The organism is Streptomyces sp. NPDC050418 (assembly GCF_044458745.1).
Classification (GTDB): Bacteria; Actinomycetota; Actinomycetes; order Streptomycetales; family Streptomycetaceae; genus Streptomyces.
The window spans coordinates 399,401-421,921 of record NZ_JBITIG010000004.1 but is presented as its reverse complement, the minus strand read 5'-3'; the positions used below and the strand labels follow the sequence as shown (position 1 = coordinate 421,921).

Annotated in this window: 21 protein-coding genes; 1 reads left to right on the top strand and 20 read right to left on the bottom strand. The window is 69.9% G+C overall.

Annotated elements, in window-relative coordinates; translation table 11 throughout:
- Positions 1-28: 28 nt before the first annotated feature.
- From carB to pyrR, 6 genes are all read right to left on the bottom strand, one after another.
- Positions 29-3,337 carry a carbamoyl-phosphate synthase large subunit gene (carB, locus tag ACIBI4_RS12205; protein ID WP_399203635.1) on the bottom strand — a complete coding sequence of 1,103 codons (3,309 nt, stop codon included), beginning with the start codon at positions 3,335-3,337 and terminating at the stop codon, positions 29-31.
- Positions 3,330-4,478 carry a glutamine-hydrolyzing carbamoyl-phosphate synthase small subunit gene (gene carA, locus ACIBI4_RS12200; protein ID WP_399203634.1) on the bottom strand — a complete coding sequence of 383 codons (1,149 nt, stop codon included), beginning with the start codon at positions 4,476-4,478 and terminating at the stop codon, positions 3,330-3,332. Before carA ends, carB begins: the two co-directional genes overlap by 8 nt.
- Entirely contained in the window at positions 4,475-5,059 is a 585-nt protein-coding gene (locus tag ACIBI4_RS12195) for a hypothetical protein (protein WP_399203633.1), read from the bottom strand. Before ACIBI4_RS12195 ends, carA begins: the two co-directional genes overlap by 4 nt.
- Positions 5,056-6,342: a dihydroorotase gene (locus ACIBI4_RS12190; protein WP_399203632.1), complete on the bottom strand. Its 1,287-nt coding sequence runs from the start codon at positions 6,340-6,342 to the stop codon at positions 5,056-5,058. The genes ACIBI4_RS12195 and ACIBI4_RS12190 overlap by 4 nt, the downstream gene beginning before the upstream one ends.
- 2 nt (positions 6,343-6,344) lie before the next feature.
- The gene (locus ACIBI4_RS12185) at positions 6,345-7,382 is read right to left on the bottom strand and encodes an aspartate carbamoyltransferase catalytic subunit (RefSeq protein ID WP_399203631.1); all 1,038 of its coding nucleotides are present in this window, start codon (positions 7,380-7,382) and stop codon (positions 6,345-6,347) included.
- Positions 7,383-7,490: 108 nt separating this feature from the next.
- A complete protein-coding gene (pyrR, locus tag ACIBI4_RS12180) occupies positions 7,491-8,069 on the bottom strand; it encodes a bifunctional pyr operon transcriptional regulator/uracil phosphoribosyltransferase PyrR (protein ID WP_399203629.1) in 579 nt (192 codons plus the stop codon).
- Positions 8,070-8,298: 229 nt separating this feature from the next.
- Here pyrR and bldD point away from each other — a divergent pair, with 229 nt between their 5' ends.
- Positions 8,299-8,799 (top strand): transcriptional regulator BldD, encoded by a 501-nt coding sequence (gene bldD, locus ACIBI4_RS12175; RefSeq protein ID WP_093608484.1) that lies wholly within the window; start codon positions 8,299-8,301, stop codon positions 8,797-8,799.
- A 221-nt stretch (positions 8,800-9,020) separates the two neighbouring features.
- Here the strand turns inward: bldD and nusB are convergent, their stop codons facing one another.
- From nusB to ACIBI4_RS12105, 14 genes are all read right to left on the bottom strand, one after another.
- A complete protein-coding gene (gene nusB, locus ACIBI4_RS12170) occupies positions 9,021-9,455 on the bottom strand; it encodes a transcription antitermination factor NusB (RefSeq protein WP_399203628.1) in 435 nt (144 codons plus the stop codon).
- Positions 9,456-9,457: 2 nt separating this feature from the next.
- Entirely contained in the window at positions 9,458-10,024 is a 567-nt protein-coding gene (gene efp, locus ACIBI4_RS12165) for an elongation factor P (protein ID WP_399203627.1), read from the bottom strand.
- 48 nt (positions 10,025-10,072) lie between these two features.
- Positions 10,073-11,179, bottom strand: coding sequence for an aminopeptidase P family protein (locus tag ACIBI4_RS12160; RefSeq protein ID WP_399203626.1), 1,107 nt, complete (start codon positions 11,177-11,179; stop codon positions 10,073-10,075).
- A 90-nt stretch (positions 11,180-11,269) separates the two neighbouring features.
- Positions 11,270-12,127 carry a Pro-rich N-terminal domain-containing protein gene (locus tag ACIBI4_RS12155; RefSeq protein WP_399203625.1) on the bottom strand — a complete coding sequence of 286 codons (858 nt, stop codon included), beginning with the start codon at positions 12,125-12,127 and terminating at the stop codon, positions 11,270-11,272.
- Between the two features lie 184 nt (positions 12,128-12,311).
- Positions 12,312-13,406, bottom strand: coding sequence for a 3-dehydroquinate synthase (gene aroB, locus ACIBI4_RS12150; protein ID WP_399203624.1), 1,095 nt, complete (start codon positions 13,404-13,406; stop codon positions 12,312-12,314).
- Positions 13,403-13,924 carry a shikimate kinase gene (locus ACIBI4_RS12145; protein ID WP_399203623.1) on the bottom strand — a complete coding sequence of 174 codons (522 nt, stop codon included), beginning with the start codon at positions 13,922-13,924 and terminating at the stop codon, positions 13,403-13,405. Before ACIBI4_RS12145 ends, aroB begins: the two co-directional genes overlap by 4 nt.
- On the bottom strand, positions 13,921-15,105 hold the full coding sequence (gene aroC, locus ACIBI4_RS12140) for a chorismate synthase (RefSeq protein ID WP_399203622.1): 1,185 nt from the start codon (positions 15,103-15,105) through the stop codon (positions 13,921-13,923). Before aroC ends, ACIBI4_RS12145 begins: the two co-directional genes overlap by 4 nt.
- 130 nt (positions 15,106-15,235) lie before the next feature.
- On the bottom strand, positions 15,236-15,595 hold the full coding sequence (locus ACIBI4_RS12135) for a hypothetical protein (RefSeq protein ID WP_399203621.1): 360 nt from the start codon (positions 15,593-15,595) through the stop codon (positions 15,236-15,238).
- Between the two features lie 37 nt (positions 15,596-15,632).
- Positions 15,633-16,463: a shikimate dehydrogenase gene (locus tag ACIBI4_RS12130; RefSeq protein ID WP_399203619.1), complete on the bottom strand. Its 831-nt coding sequence runs from the start codon at positions 16,461-16,463 to the stop codon at positions 15,633-15,635.
- On the bottom strand, positions 16,463-18,190 hold the full coding sequence (gene mltG, locus ACIBI4_RS12125) for an endolytic transglycosylase MltG (protein WP_399203618.1): 1,728 nt from the start codon (positions 18,188-18,190) through the stop codon (positions 16,463-16,465). Before mltG ends, ACIBI4_RS12130 begins: the two co-directional genes overlap by 1 nt.
- A 122-nt stretch (positions 18,191-18,312) precedes the next feature.
- Positions 18,313-18,786, bottom strand: a complete 474-nt coding sequence (gene ruvX, locus ACIBI4_RS12120; RefSeq protein WP_399203617.1) for a Holliday junction resolvase RuvX — start codon at positions 18,784-18,786, stop codon at positions 18,313-18,315.
- Positions 18,786-21,455 carry an alanine--tRNA ligase gene (alaS, locus tag ACIBI4_RS12115; protein WP_399203616.1) on the bottom strand — a complete coding sequence of 890 codons (2,670 nt, stop codon included), beginning with the start codon at positions 21,453-21,455 and terminating at the stop codon, positions 18,786-18,788. Before alaS ends, ruvX begins: the two co-directional genes overlap by 1 nt.
- Complete coding sequence (locus tag ACIBI4_RS12110; protein ID WP_399203615.1) at positions 21,455-21,820, bottom strand: DUF6167 family protein; 366 nt, start codon at positions 21,818-21,820, stop codon at positions 21,455-21,457. Before ACIBI4_RS12110 ends, alaS begins: the two co-directional genes overlap by 1 nt.
- A gap of 7 nt (positions 21,821-21,827) precedes the next feature.
- The gene (locus tag ACIBI4_RS12105) at positions 21,828-22,295 is read right to left on the bottom strand and encodes a DUF948 domain-containing protein (protein WP_399203614.1); all 468 of its coding nucleotides are present in this window, start codon (positions 22,293-22,295) and stop codon (positions 21,828-21,830) included.
- Between the last annotated feature and the right edge of the window lie 226 nt (positions 22,296-22,521).

Here is a 22,521-nt window from a genome sequence, read left to right as displayed (position 1 = left end):
ACCGTTTCCGGTGTCCCCCAGTTCGTTGCTAGTCGCGGGCCGCGGTCAGATGCTCGGCGTGTTCCTGGAGTGAACGGACGCCCACATCACCGTGGTTGAGCGCGTCGATGCCCTGCACGGCGGCGGCGAGCGCCTGGACCGTGGTGAGGCAGGGGACGCTGCGGGCCACGGCCGCGGTGCGGATCTCGTAGCCGTCGAGGCGGCCGCCCGTACCGAACGGCGTGTTGACGATCAGGTCGACCTGGCCCTCGTGGATCAGCTGGACGATCGTCTTCTCGCCGTTGGGGCCCTCGCCCTCGGACTGCTTGCGCACGATCGTGGCGTTGATGCCGTTGCGCTTGAGCACTTCGGCCGTACCGGACGTGGCCATCAGCTCGAAGCCGTGCGACACGAGTTCACGCGCCGGGAAGATCATCGAGCGCTTGTCGCGGTTGGCCACCGAGATGAACGCGCGGCCCTTGGTCGGCAGCGGACCGTACGCGCCGGCCTGCGACTTGGCGTACGCCGTGCCGAAGACCGAGTCGATGCCCATGACCTCACCGGTCGAGCGCATCTCCGGGCCGAGCACCGTGTCGACGCCGCGGCCGTGGATGTCGCGGAAGCGCGACCACGGCATGACGGCCTCCTTGACGGAGATCGGCGCGTCCATCGGGAGCGTGCCGCCGTCGCCGGTCTTCGGGAGCAGACCCTCCTCGCGCAGCTCGGCGATCGTGGCGCCGAGCGAGATGCGCGCGGCGGCCTTGGCCAGCGGCACCGCGGTCGCCTTCGAGGTGAAGGGGACGGTGCGCGAGGCGCGCGGGTTCGCCTCGAGGACGTACAGAATGTCGCCGGCCATCGCGAACTGGATGTTGATCAGTCCGCGCACGCCGACGCCCTTGGCGATGCCCTCGGTCGAGGCACGCAGGCGCTTGATGTCGAAGCCGCCGAGCGTGATCGGGGGCAGCGCGCACGCCGAGTCGCCGGAGTGGATACCGGCCTCCTCGATGTGCTCCATGACGCCGCCGAGATAGAGCTCGGTGCCGTCGTAGAGCGCGTCCACGTCGATCTCGATCGCGTCATCGAGGAAGCGGTCGACGAGCACCGGCCGGGTCGGGCTGATCTCGGTCGACTCCTCGATGTACGAGGACAGGCGGGCCTCGTCGTACACGATCTCCATACCGCGGCCGCCGAGCACGTACGACGGGCGGACGAGGACCGGGTAGCCGATCTCGTCGGCGATCGTCTTGGCCTCGGCGAAGGTGGTCGCGGTGCCGTGCTTCGGCGCGGGGAGCCCGGCCTCGGCGAGGACGCGGCCGAAGGCGCCGCGGTCCTCTGCGGCGTGGATGGCCTCGGGCGAGGTGCCCACGACCGGCACGCCGTTGTCCTTGAGCGCCTGCGACAGACCCAGCGGGGTCTGGCCGCCGAGCTGCACGATGACGCCGGCGAGCGGGCCCGCCTGCTGCTCGGCGTGCACGATCTCCAGGACGTCCTCGAGCGTCAGCGGCTCGAAGTAGAGGCGGTCGGACGTGTCGTAGTCCGTGGAGACCGTCTCCGGGTTGCAGTTGACCATCACGGTCTCGTAGCCCGCGTCGCTCAGCGCGAAGGAGGCGTGGACGCAGGAGTAGTCGAACTCGATGCCCTGGCCGATGCGGTTCGGGCCCGAGCCCAGGATGATCACCGCGGGCTTGGTGCGCTTGGCGACCTCGTTCTCCTCGTCGTACGAGGAGTAGAAGTACGGGGTCTTCGCGGCGAACTCGGCGGCGCAGGTGTCGACCGTCTTGTAGACCGGGCGGACCCCGAGCGCGTGCCGCACCTCGCGGACGACGTCCTCGCGCAGACCGCGGATCTCGGCGATCTGGGCGTCGGAGAAGCCGTGGCGCTTGGCGTGGGCGAGCAGGTCGGCGTCCAGGCGCTCTGCCTCGGCCAGCTCGTCCGCGATCTCCTTGATGAGGAAGAGCTGGTCCACGAACCAGGGGTCGATCTTCGTGGACTCGAAGACCTCCTCCTGCGTGGCACCGGCGCGGATCGCGTGCATGACGGTGTTGATCCGGCCGTCGGTGGGGCGCTGGGCCTCCTCCAGGATGACGGCCTTGTCGCCGACGGGGCCCGTGAAGTCGAACTGCGAGCCCTTCTTCTCCAGGGACCGCAGCGCCTTCTGCAGCGCCTCGGTGAAGTTGCGGCCGATCGCCATGGCCTCGCCGACCGACTTCATGGTCGTGGTCAGCGAGGAGTCGGCGGACGGGAACTTCTCGAACGCGAAGCGCGGGGCCTTCACGACCACGTAGTCGAGCGTCGGCTCGAAGGACGCGGGGGTCTTCTCCGTGATGTCGTTCGGGATCTCGTCGAGCGTGTAGCCGACGGCCAGCTTCGCGGCGATCTTCGCGATCGGGAAGCCGGTCGCCTTGGAGGCGAGAGCCGACGAACGCGAGACCCGCGGGTTCATCTCGATCACGATGACGCGGCCGTCGACCGGGTCGATCGCGAACTGGATGTTGCAGCCGCCGGTGTCGACGCCGACCTCGCGGATGATCGCGATACCGACGTCGCGCAGGCGCTGGTACTCACGGTCGGTGAGCGTCATCGCGGGGGCGACGGTGATCGAGTCACCGGTGTGCACGCCCATCGGGTCGAAGTTCTCGATGGAGCAGACGACCACGACGTTGTCGTTCTTGTCGCGCATCAGCTCCAGCTCGTACTCCTTCCAGCCGAGGATGGACTCCTCCAGGAGCACCTCGGTGGTCGGCGAGAGCGTGAGGCCCTGACCGGCGATACGGCGCAGCTCCTCCTCGTCGTGCGCGAAGCCGGAACCGGCGCCGCCCATCGTGAAGGAGGGGCGGACGACGACGGGGTAGCCGCCGAGCGTGTCCACGCCCGCGATGACCTCGTCCATGGTGTGGCAGATCACCGAGCGGGCGGACTCACCGTGCCCGATCTTGCGGTTGACCTCCTCCACGACCTCCTTGAACAGGTCGCGGTCCTCACCCTTGTTGATCGCCTCGACGTTGGCGCCGATCAGCTCGACGTCGTACTTCTCGAGGGTGCCCGCCTCGTGCAGCGAGATCGCGGTGTTGAGCGCGGTCTGGCCGCCGAGAGTGGGAAGCAGGGCGTCCGGGCGCTCCTTGGCGATGATCTTCTCGACGAACTCCGGGGTGATCGGCTCGACGTACGTGGCGTCGGCGATCTCCGGGTCGGTCATGATCGTGGCCGGGTTGGAGTTGACCAGGATGACCCGCAGGCCCTCGGCCTTCAGGACACGGCAGGCCTGGGTGCCGGAGTAGTCGAACTCGGCTGCCTGGCCGATGACGATCGGGCCGGAGCCGATGACCAGGACGGACTGGATATCGGTGCGCTTAGGCACGCTGGCCCTCCATGAGCTGTACGAAGCGGTCGAAGAGGTACGCGGCGTCGTGCGGACCCGCGGCAGCTTCGGGGTGGTACTGAACGCTGAAGGCCGGCTGGTCGAGGAGCTGGAGCCCCTCCACCACCTGGTCGTTCAGGCAGACGTGGGAGACCTCGGCGCGCCCGTAGGGCGTCTCGGAGACCTTGTCGAGCGGCGCGTCCACGGCGAAGCCGTGATTGTGCGCGGTGACCTCGACCTTGCCGGTGGTGCGGTCCTGCACCGGCTGGTTGATGCCGCGGTGGCCGTACTTCAGCTTGTACGTGCCGAAGCCGAGCGCGCGGCCCAGGATCTGGTTGCCGAAGCAGATGCCGAAGAGCGGCGTCCTGCGCTCCAGGACGGCCTGCATGACGGAGACGGGGTGGTCGGCGGTGGCCGGGTCGCCCGGCCCGTTGGAGAAGAACACACCGTCCGGGTTGACCGCGTAGACGTCCTCAACCGTGGCGGTCGCGGGCAGCACGTGCACCTCGATGCCGCGCTCGGCCATCCGCTGCGGGGTCATGCCCTTGATGCCGAGGTCCACGGCGGCGACCGTGAACTTCTTGGTGCCGATCGCCGGGACCACGTAGGTCTCCTTGGTGGCGACCTCGGCGGAGAGGTTCGCGCCCTTCATCTGCGGGGCTTCCTTCACGCGGGCGAGCAGCGCCGCGTCGTCCGCGACGGCCTCGCCGGAGAAGATGCCGACGCGCATGGCGCCGCGCTCACGCAGGTGCCGGGTCAGGGCGCGGGTGTCCACGCCGGAGATCCCGACGACACCCTGGTTCGCCAGCTCCTCGTCGAGCGTGCGCTTGGCGCGCCAGTTCGACGGGACGCGTGCGGGGTCGCGTACGACGTAGCCCGAGACCCAGATGCGGGCCGACTCGGGGTCCTCGTCGTTGACGCCGGTGTTGCCCACGTGCGGTGCCGTCATCACGACGACCTGCTTGTGGTACGAGGGGTCGGTCAGGGTCTCCTGGTAGCCGGTCATGCCGGTGGAGAACACGGCTTCGCCGAAGGTCTCCCCCACGGCCCCGTAGGAACGGCCGCGGAAGATCCGGCCGTCCTCCAGGACGAGTACGGCGGGAGCGGCCTGCGTGCGGGCTCCCCTTGTGGAGGTCGTCATCGTGCGCCTTCCGTGCTGTTCGTGGTGGTCGTGGTCGTCGTGTGCGCGGTCATGGAGTTGATGGCCTCGACCCAGGCCGCGTGTTCCGCGGCGTGGTCGGAGCGGAAGCCCGAGTCGAGCAGCTTGCCGCCGTGCTCCCAGGTGACGATCAGGAGACCGCCCTCGGCGAGCACCTTGCCCGCGATGCCCTTGTCGAGCCGGGCCTCGCGCAGGGCGCCGGCCGGGACGAAGAAGTCCTGCGCCCCGGGGCGTACGACATCCAGGCCCGCGTCCGTGAGCGTCAGCTCGACACGGCTGCGCGTGCCGAGACCGTGGGCCACGATCCGGTCGAGCCACTGCCCGGCCGTCGTGGACCCGTGGTACCGGCCGCTCAGCTCAAGTTTCGCCGGACCTGCCTGATCGGGCGCGGTGGACAGCTCGGGCAGATCGCCCTGGAGCGTGCCGCGCCACTTCCAGCCCTGGCGCATCAGCCAGTAGACGAGGGCGATGAAAAGGAGGAGTCCTACGACCCAGCCGATCCTCGCCGCCCAGTCGGTGACCTCTGCGGACTTCTGCTCGGCAATCAGTAGTGGTGTGCTCACGCCAGCTTCCCGTCGATGACCGTCGCGCGGCCCCGCAGGAAGGTGTGGGTGACGCGACCGGGCAGCTCGAGACCCTCGTACGGGGTGTTGCGGCTGCGGGAGGCGAATTCCGCGGAGTCCACCGGACCACGGTATGCCGGGTCGACCAGGGTGAGGTTGGCCGGCTCACCTGCCGAGACGGGGCGTCCATGTCCGGCGAGACGGCCGATCTTCGCCGGGTTGACCGACATGCGCTGCGCGACGCCCGCCCAGTCGAGCAGGCCGGTGTCGACCATCGTGTGCTGGATGACCGACAGCGCGGTCTCCAGGCCGACCATGCCCATGGCGGCCGCGGCCCACTCGCAGTCCTTGTCCTCGTGCGGGTGCGGGGCGTGGTCGGTGGCGACGATGTCGATCGTGCCGTCGGCCAGGGCCTCGCGCAGCGCCATCACGTCGTTCTCGGTGCGCAGCGGCGGGTTGACCTTGTAGACCGGGTTGTACGTGCGCACCATCTCGTCGGTGAGGAGCAGGTGGTGCGGGGTGACCTCGGCAGTGACGTCGATGCCGCGGGACTTGGCCCAGCGGACGATCTCGACGGAGCCGGCGGTCGACAGGTGACAGATGTGCACGCGGGAGCCGACGTGCTCGGCGAGCAGCACATCGCGGGCGATGATCGACTCCTCGGCGACGGCCGGCCAGCCGCCGAGCCCCAGCTCGGCGGAGACGACGCCCTCGTTCATCTGGGCGCCCTCGGTGAGGCGGGGCTCCTGGGCGTGCTGTGCGACGACACCGTCGAAGGCCTTCACGTACTCCAGGGCGCGGCGCATGATCACCGCGTCGTCCACGCACTTGCCGTCGTCGGAGAAGACCACGACGCCGGCGGCGGACTCGTGCATGGCGCCGAGCTCGGCGAGCTGCTTGCCCTCCAGGCCGACGGTGACGGCGCCGATCGGCTGCACGTCGCAGTAGCCGGACTCCTTGCCGAGCCGCCAGACCTGCTCGACGACACCGGCGGTGTCGGCGACCGGGAAGGTGTTGGCCATCGCGTGGACGGCGGTCCAGCCGCCCTTGGCGGCGGCCTTGGTGCCGGTGAGGACGGTCTCGGAGTCCTCACGGCCGGGCTCGCGCAGGTGCGTGTGCAGGTCGACGAGGCCGGGCAGCAGGATCTTGCCGTCGGCCTCGATGACCTGGGCGTCGCCGGCCTCGATACCCGTACCGACCTCGGCGATCGTCTCGCCGTCGATCAGGACGTCCTGCGCTTCGCCACCCAGGACCTGCGCACCGCGGATCAGGATCTTGCTCATGGTTACTTGCTCTCCTCGGCCGGAAGGTAGGGGCGCGCGGAGCGCTCCTCAGAAGGGTGGTGGTGGGCGACGGGCGGGCGGGCGTGGGTGACGGCGGGCTCGTTGCCGCCAAGAAGCAGATAGAGGACCGCCATACGGGTGTGGACACCGTTGGCGACCTGTTCGATGACGGTGCAGCGCGGGGAGTCGGCCACCTCGGCGGTGATCTCCATGCCGCGGACCATCGGGCCGGGGTGCATCACGATCGCGTGCTCCGGCGCCTTCGCCATGCGCTCGCCGTCCAGGCCGTACCGGCGGCTGTACTCGCGCTCGGTCGGGAAGAACGCGGCGTTCATCCGCTCGCGCTGCACGCGCAGCATCATCACGGCGTCGCTCTTCGGCAGCACGGCGTCGAGGTCGTACGAGACCTCGCAGGGCCAGTTGTCCATGCCGACCGGCAACAGGGTCGGCGGCGCGACCAGGGTGACCTCGGCGCCGAGCGTGTGCAGCAGGTCGACGTTGGAGCGGGCGACGCGGCTGTGCAGGATGTCGCCGACGACGGTGACGCGCTTGCCGGAGAGGTCCTGGCCGATCCCCGCGTCCGGGCCGATGAGACGGCGGCGCATGGTGAACGCGTCGAGCAGCGCCTGCGTGGGGTGCTGGTGCGTACCATCACCGGCGTTGATGACCGGGGCGTCGATCCAGCCGGAGTTCGCCAGGCGGTACGGGGCGCCGGAGGCGCCGTGGCGGATGACGACGGCGTCGACACCCATCGCCTCCAGGGTCTGGGCGGTGTCCTTCAGGGACTCGCCCTTCGACACCGACGACCCCTTGGCGGCGAAGTTGATGACATCCGCCGAAAGACGCTTCTCGGCGGCCTCGAACGAGATCCGGGTCCGGGTCGAGTCCTCGAAGAACAGGTTGCAGATGGTCCGTCCGCGCAGGGCGGGCAGCTTCTTGATCGGCCGGTCGGCGACCCGGGCCATCTCCTCGGCGGTGTCGAGGATGAGGACGGCTTCGTCGCGGGTGAGGTCGGCGGCCGAGATGAGGTGACGCATCATCTGGAAGGCTCCGTAAGGCAGTTCAGGAGGTCCGGGGCTTCCCCGGAGGGCACGGGCGTGCGGGCGTGCGGAAGCACACGTCGGTCCGGCGCGGGACCGACCGGGGTGCTAGCGCTCGCCTGCCGGGGAGGTCGGCTTCTCGCCGAGCAGCACGGCGTCGCGGCCGTCCTCCTCGTCGAGCTGGACCTTGACCGTCTCCCGCAGCGACGTCGGGAGGTTCTTGCCGACATAGTCGGCGCGGATCGGGAGCTCGCGGTGGCCGCGGTCGACGAGAACGGCGAGCTGGACGGCGCGCGGCCGGCCGATGTCGTTCAGGGCGTCGAGGGCGGCGCGGATGGTGCGGCCGGAGAAGAGCACGTCGTCGACGAGGACGACGAGGCGTCCGTCGATGCCGTCGGCCGGGATGTCCGTACGGGCGAGGGCGCGCGGCGGGTGCATCCGCAGGTCGTCGCGGTACATGGTGATGTCGAGGGAGCCGACCGGGATCTTGCGGTCGGTGATCTCTTCGAGCTTGTCGGCCAGGCGCCGGGCGAGGAAGACGCCGCGGGTCGGGATGCCGAGGAGCACCACGTCGTCGGCGCCCTTGGCGCGCTCGACGATCTCGTGGGCGATGCGGGTCAGAACCCGCGCGATGTCCGGGCCTTCGAGAACCGGCCGGGCAGCATCGGAGTGCGTGCTTGAGTCCATGAAAAGGACCTCCTTCTCCGCCTCACGGGACGGACCTTAAAGGACGTCGTAATTGCGCCAACCACGGTACCAGCAAACGGCAACACCGCTCGTCACACCCCGTCCGTAGGAGCGGTATGGACCTCTCGGCTTGACGCATGGACGTAACGCTGCGTAACCTCACAGTGAGTTACCAGTCTTGCGGCAGGCTCGAGGCCGACCGCAGATCGAAACGGTGTCCGGGAGCTATATGTCCAGCGAATACGCCAAACAGCTCGGGGCCAAGCTTCGAGCGATCCGCACCCAGCAGGGCCTCTCCCTCCACGGTGTGGAAGAGAAGTCCCAGGGACGCTGGAAGGCGGTCGTGGTCGGTTCGTACGAGCGCGGCGACCGCGCCGTGACCGTGCAGCGCCTGGCCGAACTGGCCGATTTCTACGGGGTCCCGGTGCAGGAGCTGCTCCCGGGCACGACGCCCGGCGGCGCGGCCGAGCCGCCGCCGAAGCTGGTCCTCGACCTGGAGCGCCTGGCGCACGTCCCGCAGGAGAAGGCAGGCCCGCTGCAGCGCTATGCGGCGACGATCCAGTCGCAGCGCGGTGACTACAACGGCAAGGTCCTCTCGATCCGCCAGGACGACCTGCGCACCCTCGCGGTCATCTACGACCAGTCCCCCTCGGTCCTCACGGAGCAGCTGATCAGCTGGGGCGTCCTCGACGCCGACGCCCGCCGCGCCGTGGCCCACGAAGAGGCCTGACCCCCTCTGCAGAAACGTGCCGCCTGGGCGGGACCGATCGGTCCCGCCCAGGCGGCATTTCATTGGCCTGAGGTCAGGCGGCGCGTTTGGGGGCGTTGGCCAGAGCTTGCTGTGCAGACGGCGTGCTCCAAGGGGATGTGAGAGCCGAAGGGCCCGCAACGCACAATGCGTTGCGGGCCCTTCGCAATACCGCGTACCGACGGCGCGGCGCAGCCTGAGACCTACGCCTCGTCCCGCCGAAGCGACGGCTTGAGGTCCTTCAGGCGGCCCAGGAGGCCGTTGATGAAGGAGGGCGACTCGTCCGTGGAGAACTCCTTGGCGAGCTGCACGGCCTCGTCGAGGACGACGGCGTCCGGCGTCCCGTCGACCCAGACCAGCTCGTAGGCGCCGAGCCGCAGGATGTTGCGGTCCACGGCGGGCATCCGGTCGAGCGTCCAGCCGACGGCGTACTGCGAGATGAGTTCGTCGATACGCGTGGCGTGCTGCACGTATCCCTCGACGAGCTCCATCGTGTACTCGCTGACGGGCGGCTGCCGGGTGTCCGACTTGGAGTGCCGGATCCAGTCCGCGAGGACCGTCTGCACGTCCGCGCCGCGCTGGTCGGCCTCGAAGAGGATCTGGAAGGCGCGCTTACGAGCCGTATTGCGGGCAGCCACGGTTAGCTGTTCACCCGGCCGAGGTAGCCGCTGTCACGGGTGTCGACCTTGATCTTCTCGCCCGTGGTGATGAAGAGCGGGACCTGGATCTGGTGGCCGGTCTCCAGGATGGCGGGCTTGGTGCCACCGGTGGAGCGGTCGCCCTGGACGCCCGGCTCGGTCTCCTGGATGACGAGCTCGACGGCGGCCGGCAGCTCGACGAAGAGCACCTCGCCCTCGTGCTGCGCGACCGAGGCGGTGAAGCCCTCGATCAGGAAGTTGGCGGCGTCGCCGACGGCCTTCTTGTCGACGTGCAGCTGGTCGTAGGTCTCCATGTCCATGAAGACGAAGTACTCGCCGTCCATGTAGGAGAACTGCATGTCGCGCTTGTCGATGGTGGCCGTGTCGACCTTCACGCCGGCGTTGAACGTCTTGTCGACGACCTTGCCGGACATCACGTTCTTGAGCTTGGTGCGCACGAAGGCCGGGCCCTTGCCGGGCTTGACGTGCTGGAACTCGACGACGGACCAGAGCTGGCCCCCGTCGAGCTTGAGCACCATGCCGTTCTTGAGGTCGTTCGTGGAAGCCACGGTTGCGGATCTCCTGGACTGGACTGGTGGGACCAGGGCGCGGCCGCGCTACAGCGCGAGCAGCTCCTTGGTCGTGATGGTGAGTAGCTCGGGTCCGCCGTCCGCCTCGGGGCGTACGACGAGCGTGTCATCGATCCGGACTCCGCCCCGTCCCGGGAGGTGTACTCCCGGTTCGACGGTGACCGGCACGCAAGCGTCCAGTTTACCCATGGCCGTGGGGGCCAACTTCGGGTCCTCGCCGATTTCGAGCCCCACACCGTGTCCGCTGGCCGCCGGAAGGTGTTCCGCGTACCCGGCGGAGTCCAGGACCTGCCGGGCCGCATGGTCCACATCCCGGTAGGCCACACCGGGCGCGAGCGCTTCCCGGCCGGCCCGCTGGGCGGCGAAGACAAGGTCGTAGAGCTCGATCTGCCAGTCGGCCGGAGAAGTCCCGATGACGAAGGTACGGCCGATCTCGCAGCGGTAGCCGCGGTAGTTCGCCCCGAGGCACACGGAGAGGAAGTCCCCCTCCTCGACCCTGCGGTCGGAGGGCCGGTGACCGCCGCGCCCGGAGTTCGGTCCGGTGCCGACAGAGGTGGCGAAGGCCGGTCCGTCCGCGCCGTGGTCGACGAGTCGGCGCTCCAGCTCCAGGGCCAGGTGGCGCTCGGTGCGTCCGACGAGGATCGATTCCAGGAGTTCGCCGAGCGCCTGGTCCGTGATCTCGGAGGCGATCCGCAGACAGGAGATCTCCTCGTCGTCCTTGACCAGCCGCAGCTGCTCGACGGCGCCGCCGAGGTCCGCGAGCCGCAGCGCCGGGGCCACGGAGGCGAGGGCACGGTGGCGGGCGACGGTCAGATGGTTCTCCTCGACGGCGATCGACTCGGCTCCCGCGCCGGCGGCGAGGTCGGCGGCGGCCACGGCCGCGTCGCCGTCCGGTGTGCCGAGGACCTGGAGCCGCAGCTGCTCGTCGGGCCGCCCTTCGGCGGGCTCGCCCGTGGGCACCTGGCTGCACAGCAGGAGATCCTCACCGGGACCGAGCAGCAGCACGGCTCCTCGGGGCGAGGAGCCCGCGAGATAACGGACGTTGGCGGGGTGGGAGACGACGGCCGCGGCGCTGCCGCCTGCCGTGCACTGCTCCCTCAACCGCGCCCTGCGGGCGGCGTACACCTCTGACATGAGCCGAGCGTACGAGCGGGGGCGCGGGGTCGCCCGGTCAGCGCGTCCGACCGGGCGCAGAGGCACGGAGGGGCGCGGAGGGCGCCCGGCTCACCACTGGGGCGGACTGGCGATCGAGCGCGCGAGCACTTCGTCGAGGACCCGGGCGGTGGTCGGCACGTCATAGTGCGAGTTGTCGATGATGGGCAGCCCCGACCCGTACCAGCCGGCCATGCGGCCGTGAATCCTCGCGACTTCCTCGTCCGTGAGCCGCCGGTTGCCGCTGCGCTGCGCATTGCGCTCAAGCACGATCTCCAGGCCCGGCAGCAGCACGACGGGCAGCAGCCCCGGTCCGACGTGCCGCTTCCAGCCGCCGAGGCCCACGACGGGACGGTCCGGGAAGACCGCGTCGTCGAGGATGCAGGAGATCCCGTTGGCCAGGAAGTTGCGCGCCGAGAAGCCGCAGGTGCGGCGGGCGAGGCGGTACTGCGCCTCGGAGTTGTCGTTCCACCCTGACTGCGGGTCGGCGAATCCGGAGCGCACCCACTCCCGTACGTCATCGAGGCTGATGTGCGCGGTCGGCACGCGGCGGTGCTCGGCCCAGTACTTCGCCACGGAGGTCTTGCCCGCGCCTGCGGGGCCGATCAGGAGCACGGCGAGCGTGGTGCCACCGGTGTCGACCGGCGCGTGGCCGGGCGGCGGGCTGGGCACCGCGACGGGACCGCCGGGCGGCAGCTGGACATGCCCGGTGGTGTCACGCGTGCGGGGTGCAGGCTGCGGGGCGGGCGCCTGCTGAGGCGCGGGCCCGTTGTGAAAGCTCGCGGCGGGCGGCGCGGCCGGCGGCGGCGCCACCACCGGGGGCGGAGGTCCGGCCGGCGGTGCCACGGCGCCGGGCGCGGTGGGGTGCGGTCCGGCAGGGCCTTGCCCCGGCCGATGGGGCGGCAGCGGGTTGCCCACTGCGTGCTGCATCCGGTGCCACTCCGTCTCGTACAGGCGACTGGCGCTGGTCGGGCGCCTCGTCGGGCGGAACTCGGCGTCGGGTCCCTTGCGGTCGCCGGACGGTGCCCGGCCACTGACTCTCACGGAACGGTACCGCCCCCGGCCGCCGTTGTGTGAACGTCCGGGGGCGGACAGAAGTGCCCGAATGGCTTGATTACGAAGAAACTTCGCCGTACGCGGCAAGCAGAACCGCAGGGTCGGGGCCCTCGAGGACGGACGGCTTGGCGAGCCCGTCGAGGACGATGAAGCGCAGCAGATTGCCGCGGGACTTCTTGTCGACCTTCATCGTCTCGAGCAGCTTGGGCCACTGGTCGTAGCGGTAGCTCAGCGGCAGCCCGACCGACTCCAGAACGCTGCGGTGCCGGTCCGCCGTGGCGTCGTCCAACCGGCCCGCGAGACGGCCGAGTTCGGCCGCGAACGCCATGCCGACGGAGACCGCGGCGCCGTGCCGCCACTTGTAGCGCTCGTTCTTCTCGATCGCGTGGGCCAGCGTGTGCCCGTAGTTGAGGATCTCGCGCAGACCGGATTCCTTGAGGTCGCTGGAGACGACCTCGGCCTTGACGCGAATCGATCGCTCGATGAGCTCGGCGGTGTGCGGTCCCGCGGGCGTACGGGCGGCCTGCGGGTCCTCCTCGATGAGGTCGAGGATCACCGGGTCGGCGATGAAACCGGCCTTGATGATCTCCGCGAGCCCGGACACGTAGTCGTTGACCGGCAGCGAGTCCAGCGCGGCGAGGTCGCAGAGCACACCCGCCGGCGGGTGGAAGGAGCCGACGAGGTTCTTGCCCTCGGCGGTGTTGATGCCGGTCTTGCCACCGACCGCCGCGTCCACCATGCCGAGCACCGTCGTCGGCACGGCCACCCAGCGCACGCCGCGCAGCCACGTGGCGGCCACGAAACCGGCGAGGTCCGTGGTCGCACCGCCGCCGACGCCCACGATCACGTCGGTGCGCGTGAAGCCGGTCTGCCCGAGGGCCTTCCAGCAGTACGCGGCGACCTCGGCGGTCTTGGCCTCCTCGGCGTTGGGCACCTGGATGGCGACGACCTCGTAGCCCAGGTCGGCGAGGTCGGCCCGGATGGCGTCACCGGTCTCGGCGAGCGCCTCGGGGTGGATGACGGCGACGCGCTGTGCCTTGTCGCCGATCAGTCCGCCGAGTTCACCGAGCAGCGAGCGCCCCACGAGGACCTCGTACGGATCGTTTCCGGCGCTGCCGCCGATCTGGATCCGGGTCACCTGCTGCTCGGTCATGCCTGCTTCAACTCCAGTGCTTCGAGGACCGCCTCGGCGACCTCTTCGGGGGCCCGGCCGTCGGTGGCGACCACCACGCGGGCGACTTCCTGGTACAACGGGCGGCGCGCGTCCATGAGTTCACGCCACTGCTTGCGCGGGTTGATCATGAGCAGCGGCCGGGCGGCGTTCAGACCGGTGCGCTTGACGGCCTCGTCCACGTCCATCGACAGATAGACGACGGTGTGCTCGCCGAGCAGCGCACGGCTGCCCTCGTCCATGACGGCACCCCCGCCGAGCGCGAGGACCCCGTCGTGGCCGGTCAGCGCTTCCCGTACGGCTGCGCTCTCCAGCCGGCGGAAGTGCTCCTCACCGTCCTCAAGGAAGATGTCCGAGATCTCCCGGCCGTCGGCGGCCACGACGTCGGCGTCGGTGTCGCGGAAGGCGCAGCCGAGCCGCTCGGCGAGCAGTTCACCGACGGTCGTCTTGCCGACACCCATCGGGCCGACGAGGACGATCCGCGGGCTGCGGGCGCTCATCGGATGTGGAGGTTGTCGAGGTACGACTGCACATTCCGCCGCGTCTCGGGGACGCTGTCGCCGCCGAACTTCTCCGCGACGGCGTCCGCGAGGACCAGGGCCACCATGGCCTCGGCCACGATGCCGGCGGCCGGCACGGCGCACACGTCGGAGCGCTGGTGGTGCGCCTTGGCGGCCTCACCGGTGGCCACGTCGATGGTGGCGAGCGCCCGCGGAACCGTCGCGATGGGCTTCATCGCGGCCCGTACGCGCAGGAGTTCACCGGTGGTCAGACCACCCTCCGTACCGCCGGAACGGCCGGAGGAGCGCTTCACGCCGTCCTCGGTCTGCAGGATCTCGTCATGCGCCTTGGAGCCGGGCACGCGGGCGAGCTCGAAGCCGTCGCCGACCTCGACGCCCTTGATGGCCTGAATGCCCATGAGCGCGGCGGCGAGGCGGGCATCGAGGCGGCGGTCCCAGTGGACGTGCGAACCGAGCCCGACGGGAACGCCGTACGCGAGCACCTCGACGACACCACCGAGGGTGTCCCCGTCCTTATGCGCCTGGTCGATCTCCGCGACCATCTGCTTCGACGCATCGGCGTCCAGGCAGCGCACCGGATCGGCGTCGAGCTTCTCGACGTCGGCCGGGGTCGGGTAGACGCCGTACGGGGCCTTCGCCGCGGCCAGCTCGACCACATGGCTGACGATCTCGATGCCGGCGGTCTCCTTGAGGTACGACCGGGCGACCGCACCGAGCGCGACACGTGCCGCGGTCTCACGCGCCGAGGCACGCTCCAGGATCGGCCGGGCCTCGTCGAAGCCGTACTTCTGCATGCCCGCGAGGTCGGCGTGACCGGGACGCGGACGGGTCAGCGGCGCGTTGCGCGCGAGCCCGTCGAGGATCTCGGGGTCGACCGGGTCGGCCGACATGACCTGCTCCCACTTGGGCCACTCGGTGTTGCCCACCATGATCGCGACCGGGGAACCCATGGACAGACCGTGGCGCACGCCGCCGAGGAACGTGATCTCGTCCTGCTCGAACTTCATCCGCGCGCCGCGTCCATAGCCGAGCCGCCGCCTCGCCAGGTGGTCCGCCACCATCTCGGTGGTGATCGGGACGCCCGCGGGCAGCCCTTCAAGGGTCGCCACGAGTGCGGGGCCGTGGGACTCGCCCGCGGTCAGCCAACGCAACCTGCTCAACGGTGCTCCTCATGCTCGCGCCTGGTACAGCGGCGGCGCGACCGGGTGCGCGGCCCTGGCCCGCCTCCCCTAGATCCTCCCACGAGCGACGGCCCGCCCCGCCCGCCGGTCCAGCAGGCGGACGCGCGTCTCAGCCCTGACGCCGGGACTGGTCCTGCTGCGGGGCGTACGAGCCGAGGTGGTCGGCGCCGGAGGACTGCTGCTGCGGAGCGTAGGTGCCCAGGTGGTCGGCGCCGGAGGACTGCTGCGGAGCGTACGGACCGAGATAGTCGGCACCGGAGGGCTGCCCCTGCGCGACCGTGGGCGTCGGGCGGCCCTGGCGGAGCGCCCTGCGGGCGTCCACCTTGCGCTTGATCTTCACGACCCAGCTCACGACCACGGCGAGCAGCACGAGCGCCAGGACAGTGATCTTGATCCAGTCGGGCAGGAACCCGAACACACCGTCGAAAATCTTGCTGCCGATCGAGGCCAGCGGCATACCGGATTCCATGGATCCCCCCAAGGATCTTGATAAGAACCCCGGAATCCTAGCGGTCCGTCAGCGCCCGCTCCCCCGCTTTGCGCATCGCACCGAGCGGGGCCGGCGAGCGACCCGTCATCTGCTCCACCTGCAGCACGGCCTGGTGCACCAGCAGGTCGAGCCCGCTGACCACCGCACCGCCGAACATCGACCAGCGCGCGGCCAGTTCGGTGGGCCACGGCTCGTAGAGAACGTCGAACAACGTGCCCGGCTTCTCGGGCACGGACTGCGCCAGCTCGTCCGTCGTCCCCGCAGGCGTCGTGGCGATCACCAACGGCAGTTCGAGCGCGGCGGCCGCCTCGCTCCAGGGAGCGGTCCGCACTTCGACGTCGAGCCGCTCGCCCCACTGCTTCATCTCCAGGGCGCGCGCCTCGCTGCGGACGTACGCGACCACCTCACCGGTGCAGAGCCGGGACAGGGCGGCCAGCGCGGACGACGCCGTGGCCCCGGCGCCCAGGATCGCCGCCGTCTCCACCTGCTCGACACCGTGCTCGCGCAGGGCCTCGATCATCCCGGGGATGTCCGTGTTGTCGCCGACCGTGCGGCCGTCCTCGCCGAAGACGACCGTGTTGACGGCCTCGACCGAGGCCGCCGTGTCGGTGATCTCGTCGAGCAGCGGCAGCACCGCCCGCTTGAGCGGCATGGTCAGCGAGAGCCCGGCCCACTCGCCGTCGAGCCCTTCGAGGAACCCGGGCAACCCGGCCTCGTCGACCTCGAACCGCTCGTACGACCAGTCCCGCAGGCCCAGCCGCTCGTACGCCGCCCGGTGCAGGACCGGCGAGAGCGAGTGGGCGATGGGCGAACCGAGAACCGCGGCTCGCCGTCGCACGTCTGCCATCAATTGCTCTCTTGTTCCTTCTGGTACTTCTTGCGGTTGCGCTCATGCTCGGCGTTCGTCTCCGCGAAGAGCGTCTCGTTCTTCAGGGAGACGAAGTAGTACCAGTTGCCCTTCGCCGGCTTGAGCGCCGCATCAAGGGCTTCCTTGCTGACGGTGCTGATCGGACCGGGCGGCAGGCCCTTGTTGTCGTTGTTGATGCCCGGCCAGTACGTGTTGTAGCGGTCCTCGATCTTGCGCAGATCATCGACCGAACCGGTGTCGAGCTTGGACTCGCCGCGCACATAGTTGACCGTCGAGTCCATGTCCAGGAGGCCGTACGTCTCCGTGTTGTTGGGCTTGAGACGGTTGTAGACAACGCGGGCGATCTTCTCGAAGTCGGCCTTGTTGCTGCCTTCCTTCTGCACGATGCTCGCGAGGGTGACGATCTCGATCGGGTTCTTCAACCCGAGGTCCCTCGCCTTGGACTCGAGGTTGTAGTCCTCGAACTGAGCGGTCGCGCCCGCGACCATCTTCTTGAGGACGTCCTCGGACTTCATGCCCTCGGAGACCGCGTACGTCGCCGGGTGGAGGTAGCCCTCCAGCGGGTCCTTGACGTGCTCGCTCGGAGTCTCGGCCCACTTCGGCAGACCGAGCTCCTTCCAGTGCTCCTTGGCGTACTTCGCCGTGGTGCCCGCCTTCTGCCCCGTGCGCTTGTCGATCTCCTTGTAGATCGTCGTGTTACGGGCGCCGGGAATCACGACGAGGTTGTTGCCGCTCTTGGGGTCGAGCAGCATGGCGACCGCGGCCTCGGCGGACATCTCCTTCTGGAGGACATACGCACCGGCCTGAATGCTGAGCCCGTCCGGGTTGTCCTGCTGAGCGGCGGCGAACGCCTCGACGCTGGCCACCACTCCGTTCTGCTTCAGGATCTGGCCGATCTCGTTGCCGCCAGCGCCCTTGGGGATCTCGATGGAGACGGTCTCGCCGTTCCCGCTGCCCGAGTAATCCTCAGCCGTCCCGAAACGGTCTTGGTAGAACTGGTACCCGAAGTAACCGACGCCACCGATACCCCCGGCGAACACCGCCGCCACGACCAGGCAGGCACAGCCGCTGCGGCGCTTCTTGCCGCCGCGTCCGCGCCGTTCGTCGCGGCCTCCGCGGCCACCGCCACGGCCGCCGCGCCCGCGGCCGCGGTCGTCATCGTCGTAGTCGTCGTCATCGTCCCCGCCGCCGGAGAAGAAGGCGTGCTCGCCCTGGTCCGGTCCCGGATCCCAGTCGGGCTTCTGCTCGGGCACCGCGCGCCGGCGGCCCGGGGGCTGCGGCGGCGGATAGGCCTCGGGCGTGCGGTAGTGATCGGGGCGCTCGCCGCCGTACTGCGCGGGCTGCCCGTAGGGGTCGGGTCCCGCGCCGTACGAGGGCTGCTGCCCCGTGTCCCAGCCGCCGTTGTAGTCGTGCTGCGGATAGCCGCCCTGCGCGTTGCCGCCATAGGCGGCCTGCTGTCCGGTGTCGTACGAAGAGGGCGTACCGCCGCCGTACGTCGGCTGCTGCCCCGTGTCGTAGGACGGATAGCCCTGCTGCTGACCGGTGTCGTACTGCTGCTGGGGCTGCTGCGGGTACTGCTGCTGCGGCTGGCCGCCGTACGGACTGTGGCCACCGGCGGCCTGCTGTCCAGACCACCCCTGGTCCCCGTACAACGGGTCCTCGGGGTGCCACGGTTCGGGGCCTCGGCCCCGGCCATACTCAGTCATCGATCCCCTACGAGCCGCGAGGCGGCTGCCGATCGCTGTGCGACCGGATCGCTCCGCCTCTCCTGCTGCACGCCATGCTGTTCGAACACCGGCGCATCGCGCGGAACGTTACCGTATCGCGATCAGATGACCACTTCGACGCCCTCGCCCGGAGCTTTACCCGACGCCCGTTCGGACTCCAGAGCGTTCTGGAGGATCACCACAGCGGCAGCCTGGTCGATCACAGAACGGCCCTTTTTGGACTTCACGCCCGAGGCGCGCAGGCCCTGACTGGCCGTCACTGTGGTCATCCTCTCGTCCACGAGCCGCACCGGAACAGGGGCGATGCCCTTGGCGAGCTCCTGAGCGAAGGCCCGTACCTTGACGGCCGCCGGGCCCTCGCCCCCGTTGAGGGAGCGAGGGAGTCCGACGACGACCTCGATGGGCTCGTACTCCTCGACCAGTTGGCGCAGCCGCCGGTGGGCGGCCGGGACGTCACGTCCCGGCACCGTCTCGACGGGGGTGGCGAGGATCCCGTCGGGGTCGCACGAGGCGACCCCGATCCGGGCGTCCCCGACGTCGATCGCCAACCGGCGACCTCGCCTGAGCAGCGTCATCAGGCGGTCTCGCCGACCAGTCGCTCGACGGCGGCCATGGCCTCGCCGATGGCGGCCGGGTTCTGGCCGCCGCCCTGGGCGACGTCCGGCTTGCCGCCACCGCCGCCACCGAGGGTCTTGGCCGCGGTGCGCACCAGGTCGCCGGCCTTGAGGCCGCGCTCGCGTGCGGCTTCGTTGGTGGCGATGACGGTCAGCGGCTTGCCGTTGACCGTGGTGAACAGGGCGACGACGGCCGGGCGGTCGCCGGGGATGCGGCCGCGCACGTCGAGGACCAGCTTGCGCAGGTCGTCGGCGCCGGTGCCGTCGGGCACCTGGCCGGTGACGAGAGCGACGCCGCGGACGTCGGCGGCGCCCTGGGCGAGACCGGCGGCGGCCTGCAGCACCTTCTCCGCGCGGAACTTCTCGATCTCCTTCTCGGCGTCCTTGAGCTTGCCGAGCATGGTGGAGATCTTCTCCGGGAGCTCCTCGGGGCGGCCCTTGACCAGTTCCTGGATCTGGGCGACGACCGTGTGCTCACGGGCGAGGAAGCTGTACGCGTCGACTCCGACGAGGGCTTCGATACGGCGCACACCGGAGCCGATCGAGGACTCTCCGAGCAGTTTCACCAGGCCGAGCTGGGCGGTGTTGCCCACGTGCGTACCGCCGCACAGCTCCTTGGAGAAGTCGCCGATGGTGACGACGCGGACCCGCTCGCCGTACTTCTCGCCGAACTCGGCGATGGCGCCCTGCTTCTTGGCCTCGTCGATCGACATGACCTCGGCCTGGACGTCGAGTTCGCGCGAGAGGACCTCGTTGATCTTCTGCTCGACGTCGGTCATCACGGCCGTCGGAACGGCGGACGGGGAGCCGAAGTCGAAGCGGAAGCGGCCGGGCTGGTTCTCGGAACCGGCCTGGGCGGCCTGCGGGCCGAGCGCGTCGCGCAGGGCCTGGTGCGTGAGGTGGGTGGCGGAGTGGGCGCGGGCGATGGCGCGGCGGCGGGAGCCGTCGATGATCGCCTGGGCCGGGGCGCCGACGGTGACCTCGCCGACCTGGACGACGCCCTTGTGGACGTAGACGCCGGGGACGGGCTTCTGGCAGTCGCGGACCTCGACGACGGCGCCGGAGTGCAGCTTGATCTTGCCGGTGTCGCCGATCTGGCCGCCGCCCTCGGCGTAGAAGGGGGTGCGGTCGAGGACGATCTCGACCTCGTCGCCCTCGACGGCGGCGGGCGAGGGCACACCGTTGACGAGGATGCCGACGACCTTGGACTCGCCCTCGGTGGAGGTGTAGCCGATGAAGTCGGTGGCGCCGGCCTCGTCGGCGATCTCGCGGTAGCCGGACATGTCGGCGTGGCCGGTCTTCTTGGCCTGCGCGTCGGCCTTGGCGCGGTCGCGCTGCTCCTTCATGAGGCGGCGGAAGCCGTCCTCGTCCACCTTCAGGCCCTGTTCGGCGGCCATCTCGAGGGTGAGGTCGATCGGGAAGCCCCAGGTGTCGTGGAGCAGGAACGCCTTGTCGCCGGCGAGGACCGTGCCGCCGGCGGCCTTGGTCTCGGTGACGGCGGTGTCGAGGATGTTGGTGCCGCCCTTGAGGGCCTTGAGGAACGCGGCCTCCTCGGCGAGCGCGACGGTCTCGATGCGCTTGCGGTCGGTGATGAGCTCCGGGTACTGCAGGCCCATCGTCTCGATCACGACGTTGATGAGGTCCTGGACGACGGGTCCGGTGGCGCCCATCAGGCGCATGTTGCGGATCGCGCGGCGCATGATGCGGCGCAGGACGTAGCCGCGGCCCTCGTTGCCGGGGGTGACGCCGTCTCCGATGAGCATCGCCGAGGTGCGCATGTGGTCGGCGACCACGCGCAGGGAGACGTCGGTGCCCTGGTCGGCGCCGTAGCGGACGCCGGTCAGCTCGGTGGCCTTGTCCATGACGACGCGGAGGGTGTCCGTCTCGTACATGTTCTGGACGCCCTGCAGGATCATCGCGAGGCGTTCGAGGCCGAGGCCGGTGTCGATGTTCTGCGAGGGCAGGTCGCCGAGGATCTCGAAGTCGTCCTTGCCGGTGCCCGGGCCGCGCTCGTACTGCATGAAGACCAGGTTCCAGATCTCCACGTAGCGCTCGTCGTTGACGGCCGGGCCGCCCTCTTCGCCGAACTCGGGGCCGCGGTCGTAGTTGATCTCCGAGCACGGGCCGCAGGGGCCGGGGACGCCCATGGACCAGAAGTTGTCCTTCTTGCCCAGGCGCTGGATGCGCTCCTTCGGGACGCCGACGACCTCGTGCCAGATGCGCTCGGCCTCGTCGTCGTCGAGATAGACGGTGATCCAGAGCTTCTCGGGCTCCAGACCGTAACCACCCTTGTCCTGGGGGCTGGTGAGCAGCTCCCAGGCGTACTTGATGGCGCCTTCCTTGAAGTAGTCGCCGAAGGAGAAGTTGCCGCACATCTGGAAGAACGTGCCGTGGCGGGTCGTCTTGCCGACCTCTTCGATGTCGGGCGTGCGCACACACTTCTGCACGCTGGTGACGCGCGGCGCGGGCGGCTTCGTCTCGCCGAGGAAGTAGGGCTTGAACGGCACCATGCCTGCGGGGACGAGGAGCAGCGTCGGGTCGTCTGCGATCAGCGACGCCGACGGCACGACCTTGTGCCCACGCTCCTCGAAGAAGCTCAGCCAGCGGCGGCGGATTTCAGCCGACTCCATCAGTGGTCCTCATTCCGGTTGTACGTGTACGAGCCGTTCTCGTACGTCTGGTGCGAAGTGATCCGGTGCTTGCTGCCGCGCGGCGCGCGGTTCTCGATCGCGACGACGCGCCGCTGCGCGGGCAGTTCGGCGTCGGGGTCGTGCTCGAGTCCCAGCGCCTCGCCGAGTTCGGCCTCGCGCTGGACCATGCCGTCCCGCACATCGAGGGCGAAGTCCTTGAGGCGGTGGCCCGCGTCGAGCGCCTTGTTGGCGGCCTGGGCCGCGAGGCTCTCGGGGGTCAGCTGCTTGAGCTTGCGGTTGACCTTGGTGGTGGCCCACACGCCGGCGGCTGCGCCGGCGGTGAACCAGAACGTACGGCGGAACATGGCTGCGTCAGTCCCTCGCGTTCCTGTCGTTCCGCTTGCCCCTGCGAGCGGCAGGCACGGCCCGGCCCACGATCACCGTACGCCGGGGCGCTTTGCGCGGCATTCTCTGAGAATCACCGGTCGCGCCGCCCTTGCGGCCCGCGACGGCCTTGCGCACCCCGTACCCGAAGGCCGCGACCTTCACGAGGGGGCCGCCGAAGGTCGAGGCGACGGTGGAGGACAGCGCGGAGGCGTTGGAGGTGACCTCCTGGACGTCCGTGGCGATGGCGTCGACCCGGTCGAGCTGGGTCTGTGCGGAGCGCACGGTCGCGGAGGCGTCACAGAGCAGCGGCACGGCCTGCTCGGTCACGTCCGCCACCAGCTTGGTGGTCGCCTTGAGCGTCTGCGCGAGCCTCGCGAGTGCGACGGCGAGGAACGAGACCAGGATCGCCCAGAAGACGGCCACGAGAATCCCGGCCACCTCTCCACCGGTCACGCTGCACCGCTCTCTGCTGTCGGGGCCTTGCTGCTCTGACGCACTGCCTCGGAGCTGTGCGCTCCTGCGGGGTTTGCGAGCCTTCCAGGCCATGGATTACATCGGGTCCGACCTTATCGCGCCGGGCCTGGCGCTCCGCACCGGATTGTCGCTCGGGACCGGGGAGTTGCGCGATCAGATTGTACGGAGTGTGCGGATCTGCGTACGCTGCGTGGCCCCTGCCTCC